23 protein-coding genes and 1 pseudogene are annotated in these 25,485 nt (G+C 64.1%); 13 read left to right on the top strand and 11 right to left on the bottom strand.

What is annotated here, in order from left to right:
* Nucleotides 1-19 precede the first annotated feature (19 nt).
* Genes ACRHIG_RS24550 through hemC form a run of 4 tightly spaced genes read right to left on the bottom strand, consistent with a single transcriptional unit; the run spans nt 20 to nt 4,151 of the window.
* Nucleotides 20-1,216 (bottom strand): heme biosynthesis protein HemY, encoded by a 1,197-nt coding sequence (locus ACRHIG_RS24550; protein ID WP_475413637.1) that lies wholly within the window; start codon nt 1,214-1,216, stop codon nt 20-22.
* Between the two features lie 4 nt (nt 1,217-1,220).
* Nucleotides 1,221-2,369 (bottom strand): uroporphyrinogen-III C-methyltransferase, encoded by a 1,149-nt coding sequence (locus ACRHIG_RS24555; RefSeq protein WP_475413638.1) that lies wholly within the window; start codon nt 2,367-2,369, stop codon nt 1,221-1,223.
* Nucleotides 2,366-3,148 carry a uroporphyrinogen-III synthase gene (locus tag ACRHIG_RS24560; RefSeq protein WP_489628205.1) on the bottom strand — a complete coding sequence of 261 codons (783 nt, stop codon included), beginning with the start codon at nt 3,146-3,148 and terminating at the stop codon, nt 2,366-2,368. The genes ACRHIG_RS24555 and ACRHIG_RS24560 overlap by 4 nt, the downstream gene beginning before the upstream one ends.
* Nucleotides 3,141-4,151, bottom strand: coding sequence for a hydroxymethylbilane synthase (gene hemC / locus ACRHIG_RS24565; RefSeq protein ID WP_489628206.1), 1,011 nt, complete (start codon nt 4,149-4,151; stop codon nt 3,141-3,143). The genes ACRHIG_RS24560 and hemC overlap by 8 nt, the downstream gene beginning before the upstream one ends.
* A gap of 243 nt (nt 4,152-4,394) precedes the next feature.
* On the opposite strand from hemC, the gene ppc reads away from it, so the two are divergent.
* The 3 genes from ppc (at nt 4,395) to ACRHIG_RS24580 (ending at nt 10,402) form a co-directional block, all read left to right on the top strand.
* A complete protein-coding gene (gene ppc / locus ACRHIG_RS24570) occupies nt 4,395-7,235 on the top strand; it encodes a phosphoenolpyruvate carboxylase (protein WP_489628207.1) in 2,841 nt (946 codons plus the stop codon).
* A 200-nt stretch (nt 7,236-7,435) separates the two neighbouring features.
* Complete coding sequence (locus tag ACRHIG_RS24575) at nt 7,436-9,199, top strand: PAS domain-containing sensor histidine kinase (RefSeq protein WP_489628208.1); 1,764 nt, start codon at nt 7,436-7,438, stop codon at nt 9,197-9,199.
* Nucleotides 9,200-9,262: 63 nt separating this feature from the next.
* Complete coding sequence (locus ACRHIG_RS24580) at nt 9,263-10,402, top strand: HAF repeat-containing protein (RefSeq protein WP_489628209.1); 1,140 nt, start codon at nt 9,263-9,265, stop codon at nt 10,400-10,402.
* Between the two features lie 62 nt (nt 10,403-10,464).
* On the opposite strand, the pseudogene rpoD reads toward ACRHIG_RS24580, so the two are convergent.
* Nucleotides 10,465-12,919, bottom strand: a pseudogene (gene rpoD, locus ACRHIG_RS24585) (RNA polymerase sigma factor RpoD).
* A 656-nt stretch (nt 12,920-13,575) separates the two neighbouring features.
* On the opposite strand from rpoD, the gene ACRHIG_RS24590 reads away from it, so the two are divergent.
* The 3 genes from ACRHIG_RS24590 (at nt 13,576) to ACRHIG_RS24600 (ending at nt 15,191) form a co-directional block, all read left to right on the top strand.
* On the top strand, nt 13,576-14,088 hold the full coding sequence (locus ACRHIG_RS24590) for a ProQ/FINO family protein (RefSeq protein ID WP_489628210.1): 513 nt from the start codon (nt 13,576-13,578) through the stop codon (nt 14,086-14,088).
* A 303-nt stretch (nt 14,089-14,391) separates the two neighbouring features.
* Nucleotides 14,392-14,742: a 3'-5' exonuclease family protein gene (locus ACRHIG_RS24595; RefSeq protein WP_489628211.1), complete on the top strand. Its 351-nt coding sequence runs from the start codon at nt 14,392-14,394 to the stop codon at nt 14,740-14,742.
* Between the two features lie 20 nt (nt 14,743-14,762).
* A complete protein-coding gene (locus tag ACRHIG_RS24600; protein ID WP_489628212.1) occupies nt 14,763-15,191 on the top strand; it encodes an SMI1/KNR4 family protein in 429 nt (142 codons plus the stop codon).
* 21 nt (nt 15,192-15,212) lie between these two features.
* On the opposite strand, the gene ACRHIG_RS24605 is transcribed toward ACRHIG_RS24600, so the two are convergent.
* Nucleotides 15,213-15,560 (bottom strand): DUF4870 domain-containing protein, encoded by a 348-nt coding sequence (locus ACRHIG_RS24605; protein WP_326457244.1) that lies wholly within the window; start codon nt 15,558-15,560, stop codon nt 15,213-15,215.
* An 89-nt stretch (nt 15,561-15,649) separates the two neighbouring features.
* A complete protein-coding gene (locus ACRHIG_RS24610) occupies nt 15,650-17,062 on the bottom strand; it encodes an aminotransferase-like domain-containing protein (RefSeq protein WP_489628213.1) in 1,413 nt (470 codons plus the stop codon).
* Between the two features lie 152 nt (nt 17,063-17,214).
* On the opposite strand from ACRHIG_RS24610, the gene ACRHIG_RS24615 reads away from it, so the two are divergent.
* Entirely contained in the window at nt 17,215-17,943 is a 729-nt protein-coding gene (locus ACRHIG_RS24615) for a c-type cytochrome (RefSeq protein ID WP_475413649.1), read from the top strand.
* The gene (locus ACRHIG_RS24620) at nt 17,940-19,217 is read left to right on the top strand and encodes a c-type cytochrome (protein ID WP_489628214.1); all 1,278 of its coding nucleotides are present in this window, start codon (nt 17,940-17,942) and stop codon (nt 19,215-19,217) included. Before ACRHIG_RS24615 ends, ACRHIG_RS24620 begins: the two co-directional genes overlap by 4 nt.
* Before the next feature lie 120 nt (nt 19,218-19,337).
* On the opposite strand, the gene ACRHIG_RS24625 is transcribed toward ACRHIG_RS24620, so the two are convergent.
* On the bottom strand, nt 19,338-19,973 hold the full coding sequence (locus ACRHIG_RS24625; protein ID WP_475413651.1) for a class I SAM-dependent rRNA methyltransferase: 636 nt from the start codon (nt 19,971-19,973) through the stop codon (nt 19,338-19,340).
* 186 nt (nt 19,974-20,159) lie between these two features.
* Here ACRHIG_RS24625 and ACRHIG_RS24630 point away from each other — a divergent pair, with 186 nt between their 5' ends.
* Together ACRHIG_RS24630 and ACRHIG_RS24635 are read left to right on the top strand one after the other, a co-directional pair.
* The gene (locus ACRHIG_RS24630) at nt 20,160-20,834 is read left to right on the top strand and encodes a head GIN domain-containing protein (RefSeq protein WP_489628215.1); all 675 of its coding nucleotides are present in this window, start codon (nt 20,160-20,162) and stop codon (nt 20,832-20,834) included.
* Nucleotides 20,813-20,944, top strand: coding sequence for a hypothetical protein (locus ACRHIG_RS24635; protein ID WP_489628216.1), 132 nt, complete (start codon nt 20,813-20,815; stop codon nt 20,942-20,944). Before ACRHIG_RS24630 ends, ACRHIG_RS24635 begins: the two co-directional genes overlap by 22 nt.
* 60 nt (nt 20,945-21,004) lie before the next feature.
* Here the strand turns inward: ACRHIG_RS24635 and ACRHIG_RS24640 are convergent, their stop codons facing one another.
* The gene (locus ACRHIG_RS24640; protein ID WP_070291303.1) at nt 21,005-21,547 is read right to left on the bottom strand and encodes a YaeQ family protein; all 543 of its coding nucleotides are present in this window, start codon (nt 21,545-21,547) and stop codon (nt 21,005-21,007) included.
* 39 nt (nt 21,548-21,586) lie between these two features.
* On the bottom strand, nt 21,587-22,468 hold the full coding sequence (purU, locus tag ACRHIG_RS24645) for a formyltetrahydrofolate deformylase (protein WP_475413653.1): 882 nt from the start codon (nt 22,466-22,468) through the stop codon (nt 21,587-21,589).
* A 345-nt stretch (nt 22,469-22,813) separates the two neighbouring features.
* Between purU and ACRHIG_RS24650 the strand changes: the two genes are divergently transcribed.
* The 3 genes from ACRHIG_RS24650 (at nt 22,814) to ACRHIG_RS24660 (ending at nt 24,441) form a co-directional block, all read left to right on the top strand.
* Complete coding sequence (locus ACRHIG_RS24650; protein WP_475413654.1) at nt 22,814-23,326, top strand: phasin family protein; 513 nt, start codon at nt 22,814-22,816, stop codon at nt 23,324-23,326.
* A 48-nt stretch (nt 23,327-23,374) separates the two neighbouring features.
* On the top strand, nt 23,375-23,773 hold the full coding sequence (locus ACRHIG_RS24655; RefSeq protein WP_475413655.1) for a KGG domain-containing protein: 399 nt from the start codon (nt 23,375-23,377) through the stop codon (nt 23,771-23,773).
* 155 nt (nt 23,774-23,928) lie between these two features.
* A complete protein-coding gene (locus ACRHIG_RS24660; RefSeq protein ID WP_070304061.1) occupies nt 23,929-24,441 on the top strand; it encodes a YgjP-like metallopeptidase domain-containing protein in 513 nt (170 codons plus the stop codon).
* A 137-nt stretch (nt 24,442-24,578) separates the two neighbouring features.
* Here ACRHIG_RS24660 and ACRHIG_RS24665 read toward each other — a convergent pair whose 3' ends face one another.
* On the bottom strand, nt 24,579-25,184 hold the full coding sequence (locus tag ACRHIG_RS24665; protein WP_489628217.1) for a PEP-CTERM sorting domain-containing protein: 606 nt from the start codon (nt 25,182-25,184) through the stop codon (nt 24,579-24,581).
* Nucleotides 25,185-25,485: the final 301 nt, after the last annotated feature.

Here is a 25,485-nt window from a genome sequence, read left to right on the forward strand (position 1 = left end):
TTACGTCTGGAGCAACAGCTTACAGGATGGTGGCCAGTGCGCACTGCCGGTAATGGGCGGCGGCCTGTTCCGTCTGCTGCAAGGCATCGTGCATCTGTGCCAGCTTCAGGTGGGCGTCGCGCACCATCTGCGGCTCGTTCGCGTCGGACAAAGCCTGCTCCAGGTGGCGCTGGGCCTTGCCCCACAGTTTTTGCTTGAGACACAGGGTGCCCAGGGTCAGCGCCAGTTCCGCATCGAGCGGACGCTGTTTCAGCCATTGCTCGCAATGCTCGATCTGCAGCAGCAGGGCCGGCGTGCCGGCGGGCGCCGCCGCTTCGCGGTAGGCGCGCACGACGCGCTCGTCCCAGTCGGCCGCCAGCGACTCTTCGCACACGAGGCGCGCTTCGTCATGCAGGCCGCGCGCATTCAGCGCGGTGGCGGCGCGGCAGGCGATATACGGCTTGACCCGGTCCGTGCTCGGCACGGTGGACCACACGCGCATCAGCGATTCGGCATCGTGCGACGGGTCGGACAGCAAATGGTCGTAGGCCAGCTCGCGCAGGCGCGACGACAGGGCCGGATGCAGGGCGCGGTGCTTGTCGAGCGAACGCACGAGGCGCAGCACTTCCGGCCAGTTCTTCGCCTGCTGCTCGGCTTTCAGCGACCATTGCAGCGCGTGGATATGGCGCGTGCCGCTGGCATTGAGTTCGCGCACGGCGGCCAGGGCCGCTTCCGGCTGGTGGTCGTCGACCAGCAATTCCGTCACCGTCATCAAACGCGCCGTCTTCAGGCTGGCGTCGCCTTCGACGCGGGCCAGCCAGCTGTCGCGGCGCTCGGACTGGCGCATGCGGTGCGCGGCGCGCGCGCCGATCAGCGCGGCCAGGCCGGCGTTCTCATCCAGCTCGGCGGCGCGCAGGGCGGCCTTTTCCGCATGGCCGAAACGGCCTTCGAACAGGGCTTTCAAAGCTTCGCGCAAGCCCTTGTTGCCATCGCGCTCGCGCTTGCGCTGGCGGTAGGCCGCCACTTGCGCCGGCATGCGCACGGTGGCGCGCACGGCGCGCACCAGCAGATACAGCAGCACGAACAGCACGACCTGCAGCAGCAGGAAGAAGTTCAGCGACAAGTCGATGCGGTAAGGCGGATAGAACAACACCACGTTGCCGGGGTTGAAACGGGCCGTCACGGCGATACCGATCGCCGCGGCCATCAGGGCGAGTAACCAGAGAAATAGACGCATGGGCTCAGGACTTCGCTTTGTAGTTGCGCACAGCCGCCAGGCTGTCGGACAAGGTTGGCATTTCGATGGCCAGATTGCTGCCCTGCACCTGGCGCAGCAGGGCTTGCGCCGTCTGCGTACCCTTGGCGCGGGTGTCGAAATACTTGGCCAGCGCATCCTGGGCGGCGATCAAGTCGTTGCGGAAAGCCGTTTCATTGCGCGACAACAAGGCCATGCGGGCATTCAGCAGGCGCAGCTTGACGTTTTCGCGCAAGAAATACGACTGCGTCGGCGACAGCATCAGCGCTTCCGGCGTGTCGACGCGGCGGATACGGATCAGCTGGCGCACGTCGGCCCACATGTCGCCGCTCCAGGTATTGAAGCCGTCGCGCACTTTTTGCAGCAGCGGTTCCGGCGCCGGCGGCCCCACCAGCTTGCCGGCGGCATCGCGCACGGCCTTGGCCTTGCCCGGTTTTTCCGGCGCGGCCGGCAAGGCCGGCGTCTCGTCGGACAGCATCGGCAGAGAATCGATCTGGGCGATCACGGCGTCGAGGCGCAGGGCCACGCCCGTCGAATCGACGCTGGGCAGGGCCTTGAGTTTTTCCATGTCGCGCCCGATGGCGCGGCGGATGGTGATGAATTGCGGCTTGTCGGAGCGCGACAGGCTGCGGTCCGCGTTTTGCAGGGCGATCAGCGCACCTGGCACGTTGCCGGCCAGCTGCAGCTGCTGGCTGGCCGTCGACAGCACTTGCTCGATTTCCGTCAGCGCCCACTCGTCGCGGTTCTTCGACAAGTCGTTATACAGTTGTTCCAGCGCCAGCTGCTGGCTCTGCGTTTCGCTCTGGCGGTTTTCCAGCGCGCCCACCTTGATTTGCAGCTCTTTCGTGCCTTCTTGCACGTTGCGCGCCAGCACACCCGTTTCGGCATTGCTGACATCGCCCTTTTGCAGGCGCTTGGCCACTTCTTCGCGCAGGTTGCGGATCTGCTTGCTGGTCGACCAGCTTTGCGCCGCCAGCAGCACGGCCAGCACGATGACGGCGATGCTCATCGGCTTTTGCAGCTGTTCCAGCAGGGTCGGCGCGCGGCCGGCAGGTTGGTCGGCCGCCTGCGGCGCCGTCTTCACGGCGCTGCCAGGCGTTGCATTCGGTTCGGAGAGTGTAGGCATTTCGTTCATGGTCGTGATTGTAACGCGGCGAGCACTCCTGCGTCGCCTGATCCTGTCAGGGTGACACGGGCAAAACCCAGGGCCGCCGCCGTTTGTGCAATGCGCGCGTGCGGCACGATCAGATGCTGCTGTTGCATTTTTGCAACAGCCGTCTTTTCAGCATCCAATTCCTCAAGAAGCGCCAGCAAACCGCGCAGCGCTTCCGAGCTGGTGATGATCCAGTCATTATTATGCTGCAACAGCTTTTCCAGGGTCGCCCGCAAGGCCGGCGTCAGTCTTGGCACCTGGCGGCGGTAGGCCGTGACGAACTCGACTTCGGCGCCTGCCGCGCGCAAGCCGTCGGCCAGGTAATCGCGTCCGCCGTCGCCGCGCACGATCAGCACGCGCTTGCCGCGCAGGGCCGGCAAGTCCAGCGCCAGCAACAGATGTTCAGAATCGCTGCGCGCCGTATCGAGCGGACTCGTGATGCCGGCATTCGCGTCCGTGACGCCGTGCGCCGCCAAGGCCAGGCGGCTGCCCTCGCCCACCACGGCCAGCGGCACGCCTGGCGGCCAGGCGGGCAGGTGCGCAAAGACGCAATCGATGGCGTTGGGCGAGACGAAGGCCACCAGGTCATATTCCGCCAGGCGCGCCAGCACGGCTCGCAGCTGCGCGCATTCATCTGCGCCATCGAGCGCGTGGATTTCCAGCAGCGGCAACAGTTGCACGGGCAAGCCCAGCGCCGCGATCCTGGCGGCCAGCGGCCCCGCTTGCGCCGCGGGCCGCGTGATCACCACGGTGTCAGGCATGCGGCGCCAGGCCTTCATGGTTGTCTGGCGTAACGGCGCACGAGGCCAGGATGCCGGCGGCGTCCTGGCCGCGCAGCAATTCGGCCACCTGTTCGCCCAGCAGTTCCGGCGCAGCGGCCGGACCTTCGAGCTCGGCGCTGGCCATGCGCGCGCCGTCCGGCGTGGCGACCATGGCGCGCAGGCGCATCCGTTCGCCCTCGACGGTGGCGAAGGCGGCCAGCGGAATCTGGCAGCTGCCGCCGAAAATCTTCGACACCTTGCGCTCGGCCGTGACGGCTTGCGCCGTATCAGCATGGTTCAGCGGCGCCAGCAGGGCCGTCATGTCGACGCCGTCGGCGCGCCCGGCGCGCACCTCGATCGCCATGGCGCCCTGGCCGGCGGCCGGCAGGCTGTCTTCCGGCGCCAGCACGGCGCGGATGCGCGCCTCAAGCCCCAGGCGTTTCAGGCCGGCGGCGGCCAGGATGATGGCGGCGTAGTCGCCACGGTCCAGCTTGCCCAAGCGCGTGTCGAGGTTGCCGCGCAGGGGCAAGATCGTCAGGTGCGGATAGCGCGCGGCGATCAGCGACTGGCGGCGCAGGCTGCTGGTGCCGACGACGGCGCCATGCGGCAGCTCGGCCAGGCTGGCGTAATCGTTCGACACGAACGCGTCGCGCGGGTCTTCGCGCTCGAGGATGGCGGCCAGGGCAAAGCCTGCCGGCAACTCCATCGGCACGTCTTTGAGCGAATGCACGGCCAGGTCGGCGCGACCTTCTTCCATCGCCACTTCCAGCTCCTTGACGAACAGGCCCTTGCCGCCTACCTTGGACAGGGCGCGGTCCAGAATCTGGTCGCCGCGTGTGGTCATGCCGAGAATTTCAACGCTACACTGCGGATACAGGGCGGCCAGGCGCGCACGCACGTGCTCAGCTTGCCACATGGCAAGACGGCTCTCGCGCGTGGCGATCACCAGGCGGGCGGGAATCTTCGGGGTCAATTCGTTCGGGGTCAATTCGGATGCTTTCAAAACAAGTTCTTTCGCTGTGGCTGTCGTTGTCATTATCGTTGCCAATTCGCCCGTCCGATATCAATTTGTATCGGAATGGCGCCCGGCGTCGCTATAATCGTTATCCCTTAGCCTAGAAGGCCAAGTCAGGCTAGCGTCCATGTTGAAGACCACAAATTTTATCATGCGCCCCCTCCCCTCTGCGGCCAAACGCCCGGTGCGATCCACATTCCCTTGCTTTTACACTTACTTTGGTTCTTTATTATGCTCAATGACGCAGTAGCACCAGAAATAGTCCCGGCGGCCGGCTCCGACAAGGACGCGCCGCTGAAAGAAGATATCCGCCTGCTGGGCCGCCTGCTGGGCGACGTGCTGCGCGAACAGGAAGGCGACGCCGTCTTCAACGTGGTGGAAACCATACGCCAGACGTCCGTGCGCTTCCGCCGCGAAGCGGACGCGGGCGCGGCGCTGGAACTCGACGCCATGCTCAAGGAACTGAGCCGCGAACAGACGATTTCCGTCGTGCGCGCCTTTTCCTACTTTTCGCACCTGGCCAACATCGCGGAAGACCAGCACCACATCCGACGCCGCCGCGCCCACCTGCTGGCCGGCTCGCCCGCGCAAAAGGGCAGCGTCAGCTTCGCGCTGAAAAAACTGCGCGCCGCCGGCGTGCCGCGCAAGACCGTCGATACCTTTTTCCAGGACGCCCTGATCGCCCCCGTGCTGACGGCCCACCCGACGGAAGTGCAGCGCAAGAGCATCCTCGACGCCGAGCACGACATCGCCCGCCTGCTGGCCGAGCGCGACCTGCCGCAGACGCCGAAGGAACGGCATGCCAACATGCAGCTGCTGCGCTCGCGCGTGGCCACCTTGTGGCAGACGCGCATGCTGCGCTACTCGAAGCTGACGGTGGCCGACGAAATCGAAAACGCCCTGTCCTATTACCGCATCACCTTCCTGCGCGAACTGCCGGGCCTGTATGACGACATCGAGGACGATATCGCCGCCGAGTACCCGAACGGCGACGGCACCATCGAACCGATCAACGCCGCCTACGTGCAGATGGGCAGCTGGATCGGCGGCGACCGCGACGGCAACCCGAACGTCAACGCGGGCACCATGCAGCATGCGCTGGCGCGCCACGCCACCACCATCCTCGATTTCTACCTCGACGAAGTGCATGCGCTGGGCGCGGAACTGTCCGTCTCGACCCTGATGGTGGGCGTGAGCGCGGAACTGCAGGCGCTGGCCGACCAGTCGCCGGACGCCTCGCCGCACCGCAGCGACGAACCGTACCGCCGCGCCCTGATCGGCATCTATGCGCGCCTGGCCGCCACGGCCCGCGCCCTGGGCGCCACCAACATCCTGCGCAAGGAAGTGGGCGCGGCGGCACCCTATCCGGACGCGGCCGCCTTTGTCGCCCACTTGCGCACCATCGTCGCCTCGCTCGAGTCGCACCATGGCGCGGCCCTCGTGCGCCCGCGCCTGGCCACCCTGGCGCGCGCGGCCGACATCTTCGGCTTCCACCTGGCGTCGCTCGACATGCGCCAGACCTCGGACGTGCACGAGCGCGTGCTGGCCGACCTGTTCGCGAAAAGCGGCGTGGCCGCCGATTACGCGGCCCTGTCCGAGGAAGACAAGCAGGCGCTGCTGCTGAACGAACTGGCCCAGCCGCGCCTGCTGTACTCGCCCTACATCAGCTACGCCACGGAAACGGACTCCGAGCTGGCGATCCTGCGCGCGGCGCGCGACATCCGCCAGCGCTACGGCGCGCGGGCCATCCGCAACTACATCATCTCGCACACGGAAACCGTGTCCGACCTGCTGGAAGTGTTGCTGCTGCAAAAGGAAACAGGCTTGCTGCGCACCGACTGGCAAGCTGGCGACAGCACGTGCGAGCTGATGGTCATCCCCCTGTTCGAGACGATCCCCGACCTGCAGCGCGCGGCCGGCATCATGAGCCAGCTCATGGCCTTGCCTTTGGTCAAACAATTGATCGCCAAGCAGGGACAGTTGCAGGAAGTCATGCTCGGCTACTCCGATTCGAACAAGGATGGCGGTTTTCTCACGTCGAACTGGGAACTGTACAAGGCGGAACTGGCGCTGGTGTCCGACTTCCAGAAGGCCGGCGTCAAGCTGCGCCTGTTCCATGGCCGCGGCGGCACGGTGGGCCGGGGCGGCGGGCCCAGCTACGAAGCCATCCTGGCCCAGCCGCCGGGCACCGTCAACGGCCAGATCCGCCTGACGGAACAGGGCGAGATCATCGCCTCGAAGTTTTCCAATGCGGAAATCGGCCGGCGCAACCTGGAACTGCTGGTCGCCGCCACCCTGGAAGCGAGCCTGGCGCCGCAGGCCGCCAACCCCGCCCATGCGAGCGAGCTGGCGCAGTTCGAAGCCGTGATGGCGCAGCTGTCGGACCGCGCCTATCGCGCCTACCGCCACCTCGTGTATGAAACGCCGGGCTTCACGGAGTATTTCTTCTCGGCTACGCCGATTGCGGAAATCGCCGAGCTGAACCTCGGTTCGCGCCCCGCCTCGCGCAAGGCCAACCAGCGCATCGAGGACTTGCGCGCCATTCCCTGGGGCTTTTCCTGGGGCCAGTGCCGCTTGCTGCTGCCGGGCTGGTTCGGTTTCGGCAGCGCCATCGAAGCCTGGATCAACGATGGCGAGCCAGCGTCGAAGGATGACAGGATCGCCACCCTGCGCGCCATGTACGCCCGATGGCCCTTCTTTGCCACCCTGCTGTCGAACATGGACATGGTGCTGGCCAAGACGGACCTGGCGATTGCCTCGCGCTATGCGGAACTGGTGGCGGACCAGAATTTGCGCGAACGCATCTACAAGCGCATCACGGAAGAGCATGGCAACACCCTGCGCTGCCTGGAGCTGATCACCGGCAACACCGAGCGCCTGGCGGGCAATCCGCTGCTGGCCCGTTCGATCCAGAACCGCTTCGCCTACCTCGACCCGCTGAACCACTTGCAAGTGGAATTGATCAAGCGCAACCGCGCCCTGTCCAGCGCCAGTAAAGTCGATGAACGGGTGCACCGCGGCATCCAGCTGTCGATCAACGGCGTGGCGGCCGGCCTGCGCAACACGGGCTGATAGCATCGCACTGCATCGGCATGCAGGGGCCGGCACCGCAAGGGCCGGCCCTTTTGCTTTCCTGATGGAAAAATATTCTCAAGAAAACAACATTTGGTATTACACTAGCGTCGGATACTTTTCCCACTCCGGCGCCGTGCGCACCGCAGCGGCCAACCATGACGCCAGGGACGCGGATGAGCAAATGGTCGATTGAAACCTTGAGTACGGCATGTGCCGCCCTCACCCTGATCATGCTGGGCTGGCTGGCCGGTGCGGCCTGGCAGGAACTCGACTTCTGGGAACATATCTGGCTGTCGCTGCTGCTGGCGGCCGTCGCCGGCACGGCCATGTGGCTGCTGCGCGCGCTGCGCGCCCACCTTGCCAGCACGCGCAAGCAGCTCGACGCCAGCGCCATGCGCTACCGCCACTTGAGCGAAGCGGCGCAGGACGGCATGTGGCAAACGGATGCGCACGGCCGCATCCTGCACGTCAACCAGCGCCTGTGCGACATGCTGGGCGTGCCCGCTGAGCGGCTGCTGAACCATTCGATGGAGGAATTCCACGACGAGGCGACCTTGCTGCGCCTGTGTCCGCTGCGCCAGACGGCCACGGATAGCTGCATGGGAGAACTGCGTTACCAGCATAGCAACGGCTCGGAACGCTGGGCCATGATCAGCGGCCGCTGCCTGTACGACCAGCAGGGCACGCTGACGGGCGCCCTCGTGCTGGCCAGCGACATCACCGAACACAAGCGGGCCGAACACGCGTTGAGCGTCGCCCATGCGGAACTGGAAAGCCGCGTGGCCCTGCGCACGGCCCAGCTGCTCGACGTCAATCTCCAGCTGTCCGCGGAAATCGCCATGCGCGCGCAGACGGAAGCGGCCCTGGCGCGCAGCGAAGAACGGCTGCAGGACATCATTTCCATGATGCCCCTGTCGCTGTTCCTGAAAGATGCCGATTCGCGCATCCTGCTGATGAACCAGGCTTGCGAACAGCAATGGGGCGTGCGCCAGGAAGACATCGCCGAGGGGCGCGACCTGCAGCATTTTCCCAGCGACCAGAGCGTGGGCTTCCACGCGGCGGACCAGGAGGCGTTTGCCAGCCGCAAGGTGGTGATACGCGAAGAACTGATATGGAATGCGCAGTTGCAGGAAAATCGCCGGGTGCAGACGCACAAGAAACCCATCTTCGACGCCGAAGGCCGGCCGCAGATGATCATCGCCATGGCCATCGACATCACCGACAGCAAGCGCAACGAGGAAAACCTGGAGCGCACCCTGGCCCAGCTGCGCGAACTGACCGACCACCAGCAAACCATCAAGGAAGAGGAACGCCGGCGCATCGCGCTCGACATTCATGACGACCTGGGCCAGAACCTGATGGTGCTGCGCATCGATGTGTCGCTGCTGCACGCGCGCACGGCCAGGACCCACCCGCGCCTGCACCGCCACGCCCAGCGCGTGCTCGACACCATCGACGCCACCATCCGCTCCGTGCGCACCATCATCAATGACTTGCATCCCAGCACCCTGGAGCTGGGACTGGGCCCCGCCGCCGAATGGCTGATCCGCCAGATGGAAGGCCGCGGCGCCATCCGCTACCGGCTCACGCTCGACAGCGAGGCGCCGGACCTGGGCCTCGATCAGCGCCAGACATCGGCCATCTTCCGCGTGCTGCAGGAATCGCTGTCGAACATCGTGCGCCATGCCCAGGCCAGCGAAGTGGAAGTGGCGCTGGAGCAAGATGCGGATTCCATCGTGCTGCGCATCAGCGACAACGGCATCGGCATGCAGCCGGGCGACGACGGCAAGCGGGCCGCCTTCGGCCTGAAGAGCATACGCGAACGTGTCCACGCGCTGGGCGGCGAACTGCGCATCGACAGCCAGGCGGGCCAGGGCACGGCGCTGGTCATCTACCTGCCTCACGCGGGCAGGCGCGCCATGCCGGCCATGCCAAAACACAAAAATTACCAAAAACAGTAGCGAATTAAATATGTATTTTTGATAAATAAAAGTGTAGTAGGTTTTTTCCTTGAGGAAACTATCATGCCGCCACGGTCCGCCCGCTTCCCCGCCCTGCTGCTCGGCCTGCTCCTGCTGGCTGCCGCCCCCATCGCCAGCGCCACCATTTATGCCGAACGGGGCTTTGGAGAAAAGGATGGCAATGGCAGCATCGCGTCCGACCTGAACCCGGCAGGGCTGGTGGCCGGCATCATCATGGAAGAGGAAGGACGGCGCCGCGCCGTGACCTACCAGCATGGCCGCCTCCGCGAACTGGGCACCCTGGGCGGCGATGAAGGTTTTACCAAGGCCATCAATATGCATGGCGTGGTGGTGGGGTCGGCGCAGACGGCCGCCGGCGCCTGGCACGCCTTCCGCTACGACGCGGCGGGCGGCATGCGCGACCTGGGCACTCTGGGCGGCAACAGCAGCTATGCCACGGCCATCGCGCGCGACGGCCAGGTGGCCGGCTATGCCGATACCAGCGGCGGCGATTTCCACGCCTTTGTGACGAAAGCCGACCACAGCCTGCAAGACCTGGGCACCCTGGGCGGCGCCAGCAGCTATGCCAGCGGCCTGAACAGCCATGGCGTGGCGGTGGGCACGGCGCAGCGGGGCGATGGCTACCGCCGCGCCTTCGTCTACCGGCCCGGCGCGGGCATGCAGGAAATCGGCACCCTGCCCGGCGGACGCATCAGCTCGGCCACCGCCATCAACGACGCGGGCCTGATCGTGGGCGCCTCGGAAACGGAGAAGCGCCGCTGGCACGCGTTTGCCTGGGACGGCAAGCGCATGCTCGACCTGGGCGCCATGATCGGCCAGGGCGACAGCTACGCCACGGCAGTCAACGCGGCCGGACACGTCGTCGGCAGCGTCAACATCAACGGCTTTGAACCGATGACCTTTGTCTACAAGGAAGGCGTGATGACGGTGCGCCGCCGCGACGACGGCCTGTACCTGACCAACAAGATCACGGACGCCGGCCTGGTGGTGGGCGCCATCTACACGGGGCATAAATTCCAGGCCTTCGCCGTGCCGTCGCAAGCGTCGCCGGCACCGCCACGCCGCAACCCGCTGGACTGGCTCTTCCTGAGCGTCATCGCCGCCGCCTGCGGCGCGGCCCTGTACCGCGCACAGCGCCACCTGCGCGCCGGCCTGCTGGGACAGCGCCGGCATTTGCTGTAAATCAATACGGGTACGGACGAAAAAAGAGGCTTGCGCCTCTTTTTTTATTGCCTGCTGACCGCTTAGTTCTGCGTCAGGAAAGTCTTCAGCTTGTCCGAACGCGAAGGCTGGCGCAGCTTGCTCATGGCTTTCGCTTCGATCTGGCGGATGCGCTCGCGCGTCACGTCGAACTGCTTGCCCACTTCTTCCAGCGTGTGGTCGTTCGACATTTCCACGCCGTAACGCATGCGCAGCACTTCGCTTCGCGCGGCGTCAGGGAATCGAGTACTTCCTTGATCACGTTGCGCATCGATGCGTGCAGCGCGGCGTCCAGCGGCGCCAACGTCGTGTTGTCTTCGATGAAGTCGCCCAGTTGCGAATCGCCATCTTCGCCCATCGGCGTTTCCATGGAAATCGGCTCTTTGGCGATCTTCATGATTTCGCGCACCTTGTTTTCCGGCATTTCCATCTTGACGGCCAAGGTCGCCAGGTCCGGCTCGCTGCCCGTTTCCTGCATGATCTGGCGCGAGATGCGGTTCATCTTGTTGATCGTTTCGATCATGTGCACCGGCACGCGGATGGTGCGGGCCATGTCGGCGATCGAACGCGTGATCGCCTGGCGGATCCACCAGGTGGCGTAGGTCGAGAACTTGTAGCCGCGGCGGTATTCGAATTTATCGACCGCCTTCAGCAAGCCGATGTTGCCTTCCTGGATCAGGTCGAGGAATTGCAAACCGCGGTTGATGTATTTCTTGGCGATCGAAATGACCAGACGCAAGTTGGCGACCGTCATTTCGCGTTTCGCGTGACGCGCGCGCTTTTCGCCGGCCGCCATCTGCTTGTTGATCTTGCGCAAGTCAGCCAGCGGCAGGGCCACGCGCGCTTGCAGGTCGATCATCTTCTTTTGCAGTTCCTTGACGGCAGGCACGTTGCGGCTGAGGATGGCGCTGTACGGATACTTGCAGTCGACTTCGCGGTCGACCCATTCCAGGTCGCATTCATTGCCCGGGAATACCTTGATGAAGTGGGCGCGCGGCATGCCGCATTTGTTCACGCACAGTTCCAGCACGGCGCGCTCGATGTGGCGCACTTCTTCCATCTGGCCGCGCAGGGTGTCGCACAGCTTTTCGACGACCTTGGCCGTGAAGCGGATGCCCAGCAATTCCTGCGAAATGGCTTCCTGCGCCTTGACGTAGGCTTTCGAGTTGTAACCCTCGGGCGCCTTGCGCATCTTGTCGTACTGCGTCGAGATGACGTTGAATTTCTCCAACGCATTCTTTTTCAGCTGGGCCAATTGCTCGCTGGAGAAACCGGCCGCGCCGCCATTGGCGTCGCCGTCTTCTTCCTCGGCTTCCTCTTCCTCTTCCTCGTCGTCACCGCTGGCGGCGGCGGGGGCGGAGCGGCAGCTGGTGCCGGGGCATTGCTTTCGTTCAAATCAACAAAGCCGTCGACCACTTCATCGACCTTGATCTCGTCGCGCGCGATCTTCTGCGACAGGGCGACGATTTCGCCGATGGTGGTGGGGCAGGCGGAGATGGCCTGGATCATGTCCTTCAGGCCGCCTTCGATGCGCTTGGCGATCTCGATCTCGCCTTCGCGCGTCAGCAGCGCCACGGCGCCCATTTCACGCATGTACATGCGCACGGGGTCGGTGGTGCGGCCGAAGTCGGAGTCGACCGTCGACAAGGCGGTCGCGGCAGCCGCTTCCACTTCATCGTCGCTGGTGACGGTGGCGACGTTGTCGGTCAACAACAGGCTTTCCGCGTCAGGGGCGCGCTCGTAGACGGCGATACCCATGTCGTTGAAGGTGGCGATGATGCCCTCGATCGCTTCCGGATCGATGATGTTTTCCGGCAATTGGTCATTGATCTCGGCATAGGTGAGGAAACCGCGTTCCTTGCCCATGTTGATCAAGCCCGTGATCTGCTTGCGGCGGCGTTCCAGGTCCGCTGCCGAGGCTTCCGGATCGCCCAGCGCGTCCGCCAGGCCGCCCTTGGCCTTGCGGTCGCGCGCTTTCGACACGGCCTTCAGTTCGGCGCGCTCGACGGCGTTGAGTGCTGCCACTTCATCGTTTTCCGGCGTGAATTCGCTCGGCTTGCGGCCGCGGCGGCCTGGTACCTTGACGGTCGGCAAGAAGTAATTCGAGGTGTCGATGGCGGCCAGGGCATCGGCGTCCGTGGTCTTGCTGACCACTTGCGCGCCGGTGATGATGGTCACGGGCGCCGCCTCAGGCTTGGCGCGCACGACCTTAGAACGGGCTGCCGTCACCACCTTGTTCGTGGCGGCGCTTTCGCTGACCTTGCGCGGCACGGCCGGGGCCTTGGCGCCGGGGGCGATCTTCACGCTCGGCGTCTTGACCGGCGCGGCGTCGGCCACCTCGGCCACGTCGGCAACGGCTTCGACAGCCGCCGCTGGCGCTTCTGCAGCCGGCTCGGCCGGCGGCACGGCGGCCAGGCGCGAACGGCTTTTCTTCACCACGGTGACGACGGTCGGCGCCGTCGTGACGGTGGCTTCCGGATTCGCTTGCGCATTATCGATGAAGTAAGATAAAGTCGTTTTGGGTACGGCAAGTGGTGCCGCGGCTGGGCGTGGCGCCTTGGCGGACAACGTTAAAGTTTTTGGCGTATTCTTCATGAGATATCTCTTAATGCGAGACCAGATGGTGTCGGCGCGAAGTGAATGATTCCACCTAAGCCTGCGAAACCGGACTCGATGGAGCGTATTGTTGCGGCTGCCGTCAAGGGCAGCGGCGCCTGTCTATCGGGACGTTCAAAGCCCGCGCATCCAGCGGCGGCGGGGCCGAAGCCGGGTCAGATAAATAAGCGATGTACATTGCGGAATGAAAAAAGCCCGTACCAGAACGGGCTTGAATCTATTGTTGTTCAGTGAAGACACAGCGGAGAGCAAGATTATGCACGAAGGCCAGTTATCTGGATAATTGATAAGCAAAATATCTGATATCAAAAATATCAATAATGATGGCCCTGCACCGCACTGCTCCTATCCCCTGCACACCTGAGCCAGACCGTCAAATACGGGGTCCAGTCATCAGCGCAAGCCGACATTATACACATTTCCCGCATTTCGCGCTGCGTCCGCTGTAGGGCGGACCCGCTTGTTACAGCGCAAGTTGCCAAAAAAGACAATGCACTTGCCTGTGGCGCGTGCTATGCTCCCCTTTTATAGCCCAACCAATGATGTCGATGACCAGCTCCACGCCAGACCAGCAAGCCACCACTCCTGACACGCCAGTCGATGCAGCCCCAGCGGCGGCACCGGCCGCAGCGGCAACCACGCCGGCGCCTGCCGGCCTGACCGCGCGCGCCCTGCTGAAGCAGTTCCAGGAGCAATTCCCGCCATTCCGCGATTGCCTGCCCTTGTCGATCGGTATCGACAAGCAGATCCTGGCACGCCTGCCGGACCTGGACCGCAAGCTGATGCGCACGGCGCTGGGCATCCACACGGGTTCGCTGCGCTACCTGCGCGTGATGGAAAAAGCCAAGATCCGCTACGACCTCGACGGCACCGCCGGCGCGGAAGTGACGCAAACGCACCGCGACCATGCCACGCAAGTCTTGCAGCAACGCTTCAAGAAGGAAGCCGAGCGCAAGAAAGCCGAGCGCGACGCGGCCGCCGCCGAAGAAGCGAACCGCTTGCGCCTGGAAAAACTGAATCAGCTGACCGCGAAATTCTCGCGCAAAGGCTGATCCGGTTTCATGGACACAGCTGCCGCACCGCCACTGCCCCCTATCAAGGCATTGCCCTCGACCACGTCAGGCTGGTACGCACCAGCGATGAGGCAAAAGCGGCCATGGCTGCCCTGCTGGCAGCGGACGCCATCGGCTTCGATACGGAATCGAAGCCGACGTTCGTCAAGGGCGAGTCTTCCACGGGCCCCCATCTGATCCAGCTGGCCACCGACGACATCGCCTACCTGTTCCGTAGGCAGCACGCCGGCGCCGGCCCTGGCCGAACTGAAAGCCATCCTCGAATCGACCACCACCCTGAAAGTGGGTTTTGGCCTGTCCGACGACGTCAAGCGCCTGCGCAACAAGCTAGGTATCGCGCCGGCCCAGGTGCTCGACCTGTCCGTCGCCCTGCGCGGCGGCCAGCGCAACGACCTGGGCGCGAAGACGGCCGTGGCCAAGTTCTTCGGCCTGCACCTGCAGAAATCGAAAAAGATCTCCACCACCAACTGGGCCACCTCGCGCCTGACGGAAAAGCAGATCCTGTACGCGGCCGACGATGCGCAAGTGGCCCTGCGCGTGTACCGCCGCTGGATCGCCGACGGCGGCAAGGTCGCACCGCAAAAGCCCCCACGCGCCGGCACCCCGCCTGCCCCGCCGCCGGTCGCCGCCTGAGCCGGACGCCTTCCCGCAAGATGAGCAAGAACAAGTCCATCGGCACCACCCCTGACGCGATCGCCGCCGCCGAACAGGCGCTGGGGCGATCGCTGCCTGCCTCCTACGCGCAATGGTTATTGGTCAACAATGGCCGCGCGCTGGGCGCCTTGAGCATCTTTCCCGTCTACGACGCGGCCAATGCGCGCAAGACGTGGGAATCGATAGAACGCCATTACCGCACGAGCTGGCAGGAATGGCTGGAGAATACGGGCGCGAACGGTGACGATGCCAGCGCCCTGCTGCCCTTTGCCCAGTTCGGCACGGGCGATTACTATTGTTTTGATTATGCGCAAACGGGACCCGCCGGTGAGCCGGTGGTCGTGCTGTGGTCGCACGAAACGGGGACCGCCACCGCGGTGGCGCCCGACTTTGCATCATTCCTGATACTGCCCGGCCGCCCGGGATAAAACCCGGCGGCCGGCGCCAGCTTATTTGACGGGACGCCAGGTCAGCGGATAGCGGTAGACGACGCCATTGCTGGCCTTGACTGCGGCAATGATGGAAAACACCAGATTGCCCAGCGCCACCAGCCAGAACATGAAAATGCCGATGATGACGAAAGTCAGGATGAAGCAGACGATGTACCAGAGGATCAGGGTGATCTGGAAATTGAGCGCTTCGCGGGCATTCTCGGCCGAGAACTTGTCCGCATCGTCCTTCTTGATCAAGTAAATGATCAGCGGCGCCACCCAGCTGGTGAACAGGCCGCCAATATGGGACAGGATGGCGATCGTCGTATCTTGCGTACGACCCACTTCCGGCTGCGTGTTATCCATTATCATTCCCATCATTAGTTATAGATACATCAATATAACAGTAATATTTCTTTTTGGAATGAAACACTTGCTGCCGCAAGGGACTTTTTTCATGCCGCCGCCAGCGCCAGCCGCCCCAGGGTGGCGATGGCCGCTTCCAGCTGCGGGCTCCACGGGTGGCCGTAATTGAGGCGGATGCAGTGGCGAAACGCGCGCGTGGCGGAAAAGATGGGGCCGGGCGCGATGCTGATGCCGGCCGCCAGCGCGCTGCGGTGCAAGGCCAGCGCATCGATGCCCACCGGCATCTCGACCCAGACGAAATAGCCGCCCTGCGGCCGCGTGACCCGCGTGCCGGGCGGAAAATGCACGGCAATCGCTTGCAGCATGGTGTTTTGCTGCGCCGCCAGGGTCAGCCGCAGTTGGCGCAAATGGCGGTCGTAGCCGCCCTGCGCCAGGTAGTCGGCCAGCGCCATCTGCAGCGGGATCGGCGCCGACAGGCTCGTCGTCAGCTTCAGGCGCTCGACCTGGCGCGCGTAGCGGCCTGCCACGGCCCAGCCCAGCCGGAAACCGGGCGCCAGGGTCTTCGAAAACGAACTGCAATGCATGACGAGGCCCGCGCCGTCGTGGCTTTTCGTCAGGCCAGGACGCTGCTTGCCGAAATACAGCTCGCCATACACATCATCCTCGATCAGCGGCACGCCATGGCGCGCCAGCAGTTCGACCAGGGCGCGCTTCTTTTCCGGCGGCATCAGGCTGCCCAGCGGGTTCTGGAAACTCGTCATCAGCCAGCATGCCTTGGGCTGGTGGCGCTGCAGCAACTCTTCCAGCGCCGCCAGGTCGACGCCGTCACGGGGGCTGGTGGCGATCTCGACGGCCTTGAGTTCCAGCCGCTGCAACGCCTGCAGGCAGGCATAGAAGCTGGGCGACTCGATCAGCACCGTGTCGCCGGGCCGCGTGACGGCTTGCAGGCACAGGTTCAGCGCTTCCAGCGCGCCATTCGTGATGACGATGTCGTCGCTGGAAACGGGCACGCCGTCGAGCTGGTAGCGCAGGGCGATCTGGCGGCGCAGTTCCGCATTGCCCAGGGATAAATCCGTGACGGTGCTCCACGGGTCGAGGCGGCGCATGCTGGCCGAGACGGCCCGCGCCAGCCTTTCCATCGGAAACAGATGCGGGCTGGGAAAGGCCGAGCCGAACGGGACGATATCGCGTGCCCCGACGGCGCCCAGCACCTCGAACACGAGGTCGCTGACGTCGACGGTGGTGCTGGCGTCGAGCGGGTGGGAACTGTCCGGCTCGGGCGCCAGCGCGGCGCGCTGCGGCGCCACGTAATAGCCGGAGCGGGGGCGCGAGACGATCATGCCGCGCGCTTCGAGCAAATAATACGCCTGGAACACTGTCGACGGGCTCACGCCCCTGCGCGCATGCTGCTGGCGCACGGACGGCAATTTATCCCCAGGCAGCAACAGCTGCGTGGCTATCATGGCGGCGACTTCTTCCGCCATTTCCTCGTATCGTTTCAACCCTGCTCCTCAAACTGATCCGTAGTTTTTTTGCACAACTGATCCTGTCACAGTGACAGCACCCGGTATATGCTAGGGTAACAACATCCGGGCAGCAACACCGGCACGCCATATCGACCGACGAGACAGGTTATTTTCCCATGCAACGTTCCATGCTACTGCATTCCCCTCCCGTGCTGGTGCTGGCCCTGGCTATCGCCTGGCCCGGCATGGCGCTGGCCGCGCCGGCCACCGTTTCCGCCAGCCACGACAGCCTGGAGCAGCGCATCAAGGCGTGCACGGCCTGCCATGCGCCGAAGGAACGCCACGACGCCTTCTTTCCCCGCATCGCCGGCAAGCCTTCAGGCTACCTGTACAACCAGCTGCTGAACTTTCGCGAGGGACGGCGCCAGTATCCGATGATGAACTACATGGTCGAGCACTTGCCCGACGATTACCTGCGCGAAATCGCCGAGTATTTTGCGGCGCAGCACCCGGCCCCGCCGCCAGCCCAGCCCAGCAGCGCCGGCACGATGGCCCTGGCGCGCGGCAAGCAGCTGGTGCTGCATGGCGATGCGAGTAAGAAGATTCCCGCCTGCATCGCCTGCCATGGCGAGAAGCTGGCCGGCGTGGCGCCCGCCATCCCCGGCTTGCTGGGCTTGCCGCGCGACTATATCAACGCCCAGCTGGGCGCCTGGAAGAACGGCATCCGCCGCGCCCACGCGCCCGACTGCATGGCGCACGTGGCGCAGCGCCTGTCCGACGCGGACGTGGGCGCCGTCTCCGCCTGGCTGGGCACACAGGTGGCCAGCGCCGACGCCCGCCCCGCCAGCGGCATCGCCCTGCCCTTGCCACTGCATTGCGGCGGCGTGCCCGGCTCCAGCGCGCAGGTGGCGCCATGAAAAAATGGATGATCGCGGCTGCCGGCCTGGTACTGATCGCCGGCGCCAGCGCCAAATTCCTGCTGTGGCCAGACGACGACATGGGCCCGCCCGCCGTTGCCAGCACCCTGGGCCAGGAACAGCTGGTCGCGCGCGGCGCCTACCTGGCCAAGGCGGGCGACTGCATGGCCTGCCACACGACGCGCGGCGGCGTGCCGTACGCGGGCGGACGGGCCTTGCAGACGCCGTTCGGCAAGGTGCTCTCGCCCAACATCACGGCGGACAAGGAAACGGGCATCGGCAGCTGGACGGCCGACGATTTCTGGCGCGCCATCCACAACGGCAAGTCGAAAGACGGCCGCCTGCTGTATCCGGCCTTTCCCTACACCAGCTACACCAAGGTGCGGCGCGAAGACAGCGACGCCCTGTATGCGTATTTCCAGAGCGTGCCGCCGCACAAACAGACGAACGCGCCGCACGCGCTGCGCTTCCCCTACAACCAGCAGATCGCGCTGGCCGCCTGGCGCGCCTTGTATTTCAAGCCTGGCGTGTACCAGCCGCTGACGGGCAAAAGCATGGAATGGAACCGGGGCGCCTATCTGGTGCAGGGCCTGGGCCACTGCAGCGCCTGCCATAGCAGCCGCACCACCCTGGGCGGCAGCGACGACGGCCTGTCGGGCGGCCTGATCCCCGTGCTGGGCTGGTATGCGCCCTCGCTGACGTCGGACGCGGAAGCGGGCCTGGGCGACTGGGACACGGCGCATATCGTGGAATTGCTGCAAACGGGCGTCTCGCCGCGCGCCACCGTCTTCGGTCCCATGGCCGAGGTGGTACGGCAAAGCCTGCAGCACATGAGCGGTGCCGACGTGCAGGCGATGGCCGTGTACCTGAAAAGCCTGCCCGGCCCGGCGCAGCCCGCACCACGGACGCCGCGCGACACGTCAGAGCAAGCCCGGCAGCAACTGGCGCTGGGCGCAAAACTGTATGAGGCGCAATGCGCAAGCTGCCACCAGGCCGACGGCAAGGGCGTGCCGCCCGGCTACCCGCCGCTGGCCGGCAACCGCGCGCTGACGACGCAGTCGGCCGTCAACGCCATCCGCCTCGTGCTGAACGGCGGCTTCGCGCCCGGGACAAAAGGCAACCCGCGCCCCTACGGCATGCCGCCGTTCGGTCCCGTCATGGATGATACGGAAGTGGCGGCCGTGGTCACGTATCTGCGCGCGTCGTGGGGCAACGATGCGCCGGCGGTTTCTGCGCTGGAAGTGAATAAATACCGCAGCGTGCCGCTGGAATAATCGAGTAACGCAGCGGAAATCCGGGGTCAGACCCGCCGGGTCTGACCCCGGCACTCATTTAACGGGTGAGCTCGTAAAAAAACCGGCAAGCGCCGGTTTTTTCATCGCAAGCAGCAATCCTCAACGGAACTTGCTCTTGTGCCCAGTCTTGAGGTCCAGCGCATAGCGCACGCCGTTGTCCGTCAGCATGACTTCATCGGGCGGCTCCTCGCCGGCCAGGGCGCCGTCGATCAGCGGCAAGCCTTCGCCCTTGCGCATCAGGTCGTCGCAGCGCTCGTACACGTTGACGCAGCCCGTGGACGCCATCAGCGATTGCACGATGGCTACTTTCCACGCATCGACGCCGCCGGCGTTGAATTCGCAGATCAGGTAACCTGGCACGCCGCCGAACAGCTGCACCACCAGGCCGGGCAAGCCCTCGTCCTCGCCCTTGATCAGCGTCAGCAGCTGGTTGTCGCCCGCCTTCTTGATGGCGGGCAGTTTTTTCTCGATGGCGGCCTTGACCCTGCGCTTGATCAGCGCGTGGTCGACCGGTTCGTCTTCCTTGAAGCTCCAGATGCGCGCGCGGATCTGCGACTTCGAATTGTAGGCGGCGCGGGCGATGAATTGTTTCGAAGAACTCTGCACGATGGCCGTCGAGCCGGGCTTCATTTTTTCCTGCGGCTTGCCTTCGACTTTTTCAATCGCGGACGCGTAAATCCACGATTGGCCCAGCAAGCTCTTTTCCTTGCCCTGTTTGATGGTGATGATCAGCATGTAATTCCAGTAGTGTGAGCGGCGCGTGCCGCTCGTCGTATGTCCCACCGACATCATACCTCATGCCATCCTGTCGCATCCTCCTGCATTCCATGCCGCTGCCGGCGCAGTCTGTCGCAGCGCGCTACGCAGGCGCGGCCGGCTGGCATACCATGCACGCAGTCCAATTCAAAACAGGGAGCAAGAATGACACAGCCACTTTTCCACCGCCGTCACGCCAGCGCCGCGGCCGCCCTGCTGCTGGCCGCCTGCGCGCTGGCCATCCCGGCCGCGCCGGCGCTGGCCTCGCCGCTCGACTGGATTGCCGGCAACAGCATCCAGGGCAGCGGCAAGCTGCAAAAGCAGACGCGCGAAGTGGGCAGTTTCCATGCCGTGGCGCTGAACGTGCCGGGCACGGTCGAGCTGCGCATCGGCAACACGGACAGCGTCACCATCGAAGCCGACGACAATATCCTGCCGCTGATCGACACGGCCGTGGAAAACGGCACGCTGCGCATCCGCCCCGCCAAGCGCAACGCCAGCTTCCGCCAGAGCAGCCTGACCATCGTCATCCAGGCGCGCCAGGTGGAGCGCGTCAGCGTGGGCGGCTCGGGCAACATCACGGCAACGGGCTTGCGCGCCGACAATCTGCGCTTCGACGTGGGCGGCTCCGGCTCCATCAACGCGCGCGATCTCGACAGCCGCCAGGTGTCCATCGCCATCGGCGGCAGCGGCAGCTTCAAGGCCAGCGGCAAGACGGAGCAGCTGACGGCCTCGATCGGCGGCTCGGGCAATATCCAGGCGGGCCGCCTGGCCGCGCGCGCGGTGCAGGTAAGCATCGGCGGCTCGGGGAGGCGCAAGTGTGGGCCAAGGATGAGCTGACCATCAGCATCGGCGGCTCGGGCGAAGTCAGCTACTACGGCGACCCGCGCATCAGCCGCAGCATGCAGCGGTCGAGCAGCATCAAGCACCTCGGCAGCGCGCCGAATTGATCAATCACAATGCAAAAAGCCCGGAGCGATCCGGGCTTTTTGCATTTCAGACAGACTATATCAGCGTGCCGGCTTGACCGGTTCGCGGTCGATCAGCACGGTGTTGACGCTGTCCGTCAGCCAGATCTGGCCATCCTGGATCGTGCATTGCAGCTGCATGGTGCGCTGCGCCAGCTTGCTCATGTCTTGCGCCGCCTCGGATGGCAGGTTGATCACGGTCAAGTTCTTCGCCCGTTCCAGCTTGTTCGCGATCTGCTTCCACCAGATGTGGCTGGTTGCGCCATAGCTGTAGACGATGACCTGCTCCGAACGGCCGCAGGCCTTCAGGATGCGCTTTTCGTCCGGCTGGCCCACTTCGATCCACAGCTGGATGGCGCCCGTCAAATCCTTCTGCCACAGGTCGGGCTCTTCCGTATCGAACAGGCCCTTGGTGAAGGTCAGCGCCTCGTCGGCGTGGATGGCGAACGCCAGCAGGCGCACCATCATGCGCTCATCCGTCTCGGACGGGTGGCGCGCCAGGGTCAGCGCGTGATCCTGGTAGTAATTGCGGTCCATGTCGGCGATCTGCAGATCGGCTTTGAAAATTGTTGCTTTGAGGGCCATCGTGTTTCTGTCTCGGTAAAGTGAATAATGAAGCCGGTATCAGCGGAAAACCACCGTCTTGTCGCCATTTTTCAGGATGCGGTGCTCGACGAACCATTTCACGGCGCGCGCCAGCACCACGCACTCGACGTCGCGGCCGATGGCCGTCAGGGTTTCCGCATCCATCGCATGGTCGACGCGCTCGACGTCCTGCTCGATGATCGGGCCTTCGTCCAGGTCGCCCGTGACGAAATGCGCCGTCGCGCCGATCAGCTTGACGCCGCGGTGATGCGCCTGCGCATACGGCTTGGCGCCCTTGAAGCTGGGCAGGAAGGAATGGTGGATATTGATGGCGCGGCCGTCAAGCGCCTGGCACAGGCCGGGCGACAGGATCTGCATGTAACGCGCCAGCACCACCAGGTCGATCTTGTGCGTGTCCATCAGCTCGATGATCTTCGCTTCCTGCGCCAGCTTGGCCGCTTCCGGCGCGCCGGCCGCCAGCGGCAGATGATGGAAGGGAATATTGTAGCTGGCCGCCAGCTGGTAGAACTCCATGTGGTTCGACACGATGGCGGGAATTTCCACGTTCAGCAAGCCGCTCTTGTAGCGGAACAGCAAATCGTTCAGGCAATGGCCGATCTTCGACACCATCAGCATGACGCGCGGCTTGACGCGCGCATCGTGCAGTTGGCCATGGAATTGGCCATTGAGCTGCATGACTTGCGACAAGGCGGCGAAGTCGCTGCGCAACTGGGCGTCGCTGACGGCGCCGTCTTCCAGCGCGAAATGCACGCGCATGAAGAACAGCTGGGATTCCTGGTCGCCGAACTGGGCGGAATCGAGGATGTTGCAGCCGTGATCGGCCAGGAAGCCGGAGACGCGGTGCACGATGCCGCGCTGGTCCAGGCAGGACAGGGTCAGGATGTATTCGGGATGCGTCATGGTCGCGGAATAAGGCAAAAAATTAGGGCTATGCTCGGCTCAGCCACGCGCGCCGGCCATCGGCTGCGCTGCCGCGAGCCGGCTATTGTCGCACGGCCGGGCCTGTAAACCTGCATTTTCCGCACAAGCAGCATGGCTGCCGGCGACGCCAAGCGGATTGACGTTCATTTGATCTGGCGCAAAGTCATCGCATTTTTCCTTCTGCCAGGCCTTATTCTCGCGCCAAACCGGTACCTGGCGTGGAACCTGGCACGCCATCCGGCGTCTATCTCTTTGCTTGTTTCACCATACGCCGCATCCGGTGCACCGGATGTTTTCTGGATCCGCTTTTCATTGAGGTAGAACATGTTCACAAACAGTATTTTTCCCAGTCTCAGCCCGGCCCTGAAGTCCCATCTCGAGGCCCAGTGCAATTTCGCCACGGAATTATCGCGCAAGATGTTCGATACGGCGCAGCAATTGAGCGAGCTGCATCTGCGGCTGGCGCAAGACTTGCTGCACGAGTGGAGCAACGCCAGCCAGCAACTGCTGGGCGCGCGCGACACGGGTGAGTTCATGTCGCTGGCCGCCGGCCAGTTGCAGCCCGGCAGCCACAAGCTGCGCCAGTACCAGCAGCAGCTCGGCAATCTCGTCGCCAACGCCAATGTCGAGATGAACCGCACGGCAGAGAACCACTTGCCCGAAACGAGCCGCACGGCCGTGGCCTTCGCTGACGAAGTGGTGCGCAAGACGGCGGAGGAAACGGAAAAAGCCACGCAGCGCCAGCGTGAAATGATCGAAAAAATGCACGCCACGGGCCACCGCGACGGCGCGGGCCGCAGCCACGATACCAACAGGCAATCCGATCAGGCGCGTTGAGCGCCTGCATAGACCACTTGACCCCCACTCGACAGCAAGGAGAGCGACATGGCTAGCAATCAAGGTAATGAACAGGGCAAAGGCGCTGGCAGCAGCCAGAAGGCCGGCGAATCGGGCAGCGCCAAAGGCACGAGCAAGCGCGGTTTCGCCGCCATGAATGAGGAACAGCAACGCGAAATTGCCAGCAAGGGCGGCCAGGCAGCCCATCAAAAGGGCACGGCGCATGAATTCGACTCGGAAGAAGCACGCCGGGCCGGGCAGAAAGGCGGCGAAGCCGTCAGCCGCAACCGCGAACACATGGCGGAAATCGGCAGGAAAGGCGGCGAAAGCCGGCAATCGGCCCAGCGCGCCAATGAAAACCGCAGCAGCACGGCGGCGCGCAGCGGCGGCAGCGAGCAGGGCCGCACCGGCCGGCAGGGCGGCAAGGACGAGGACGACAAGGGCTGACGGGGCAGGCAGGGCCCAGCGCGGCTTGACGCACAAGGCGCAGGAAGGCACGGGGCTTGGCGGCCCCGTGCAGGGGATGGCGCAGCGCCGGGCACGGCGGTATGGTACATTCTCGCCTTACCGACACCGCCGCGCCCCGCCCCGCCCTTCCCCGCATGCAGCCATCCCTGAAATACCTGAGCGCCTATTCCGAACAAACGCAAGCGCAAGTGCAGCAACTGATCGCCCAAGACAAACTGGGCGAGGTCCTGTTAAAACGCTATCCGAACGCGCACGACGTGCGCAACGACAAATCGCTGTACCAGTATGTGCAGGACTTGAAGAATGAATTCCTGCGTAATGCCGAGCCCATCAACAAAGTGGCGTTCGACAGCAAGATCCACGTGATCCAGCATGCGCTGGGCCTGCACACCTCGATTTCGCGCGTGCAGGGAGGCAAGCTCAAGGCCAAGCATGAAATCCGCGTGGCCACCATGTTCAAGGAAGTGCCGCTGGAATTCCTGCGCATGATCGCCGTGCACGAACTGGCGCACGTCAAGGAAAAACAGCACGACAAGGCCTTCTACAAGCTGTGCACATATATGGAACCGCAATACCACCAGTACGAATTCGACGTGCGCCTGTACCTGACCCAGCTCGACCTGTCTGGCCAGCGCCTGTGGTCGTGAAATCCTGGTCGTGAAATCCTGTTCGTGAAGTCCTGGTCATGACGTCCTGGTCATGACGTCCACGTAAAAATGCCGCCCGGCATACACAGGGCGGCATTTTTCCTGATGCGTCGGCATGGCCGGCGCCATGTTCAGGCTCAGGCGGCGTTCTTGCGGCGAAGCATGAAGCCCAGCAGGCCCAGCCCGCCCAGCAGCATGCCATAGGTCGCCGGTTCCGGCACGGCGCTGACAGTGGCGGCGATATTATCGACCTGGAAGGTGTGCAAGGCGCCTTCGCGCCACGTGGCCGACAGCAGATTGCTGAAACCCGTGAACGTGTAGTCGGCGAAGGTGTGGCCGCCACCGAGGGTGAAGGTCTGGGTCACCGTGCCGCCGCCCACCTGGTGGCCGACGAAGGTCACGTCAAAGGAACCGGGCAAGCTGACGAAGTCGGCCAGGCTGATCGAGCTCAGCGAGAATGCGGCGCCATCGGCACGGCTCAGGGTGGTCGTCGACAGGGGCGTCGCACCGAGACCGGCCGAGCCGGCATAGGCGAAACTGTCCTGGTGTGCCGAACTCAGCAAGCCTAACCAGCTGCTGTCGAAATTGTAGCCGCCTTCGGAATAGGATTTGAAGGTGGAAGCAAAGTAGCCGGCTTGCTCCAGCGGATCGAAGGTGATCGTGGTGGTCTGTGCCTGGGCACCAGCGGAGGCGGCGAGAATGGCGGCGACAGCGGTCGCTCGCAAGAGGGTCATAGGTTTCAAAATAGCATCCTTTCGAGATGATGAAGTAGCGTGGCTGTGGCAACTTGAAACGGGTCGGCACCTTTTTTGGGGAGTCTGTACAACGCTCGTCGGTGTCCGATATTCCTAACTTTTGAACCCTGCCAGTAGACCACACCCATGCCTGAAAAGCATCTTCATTTTCAAAAAAACATGCCAACATAGTAATTTTTTTGCCATATTTTTATTAATTAAATCACCAAGCCCGATCAGTTTTCCCGTGCGGAAATAAAAAAGCCATGCAGTGCGCATGGCCTTCTTCAAGCGGCAGGAAAACTAGTTG

It is taken from the genome of Janthinobacterium sp. C22 (assembly GCF_057919405.1).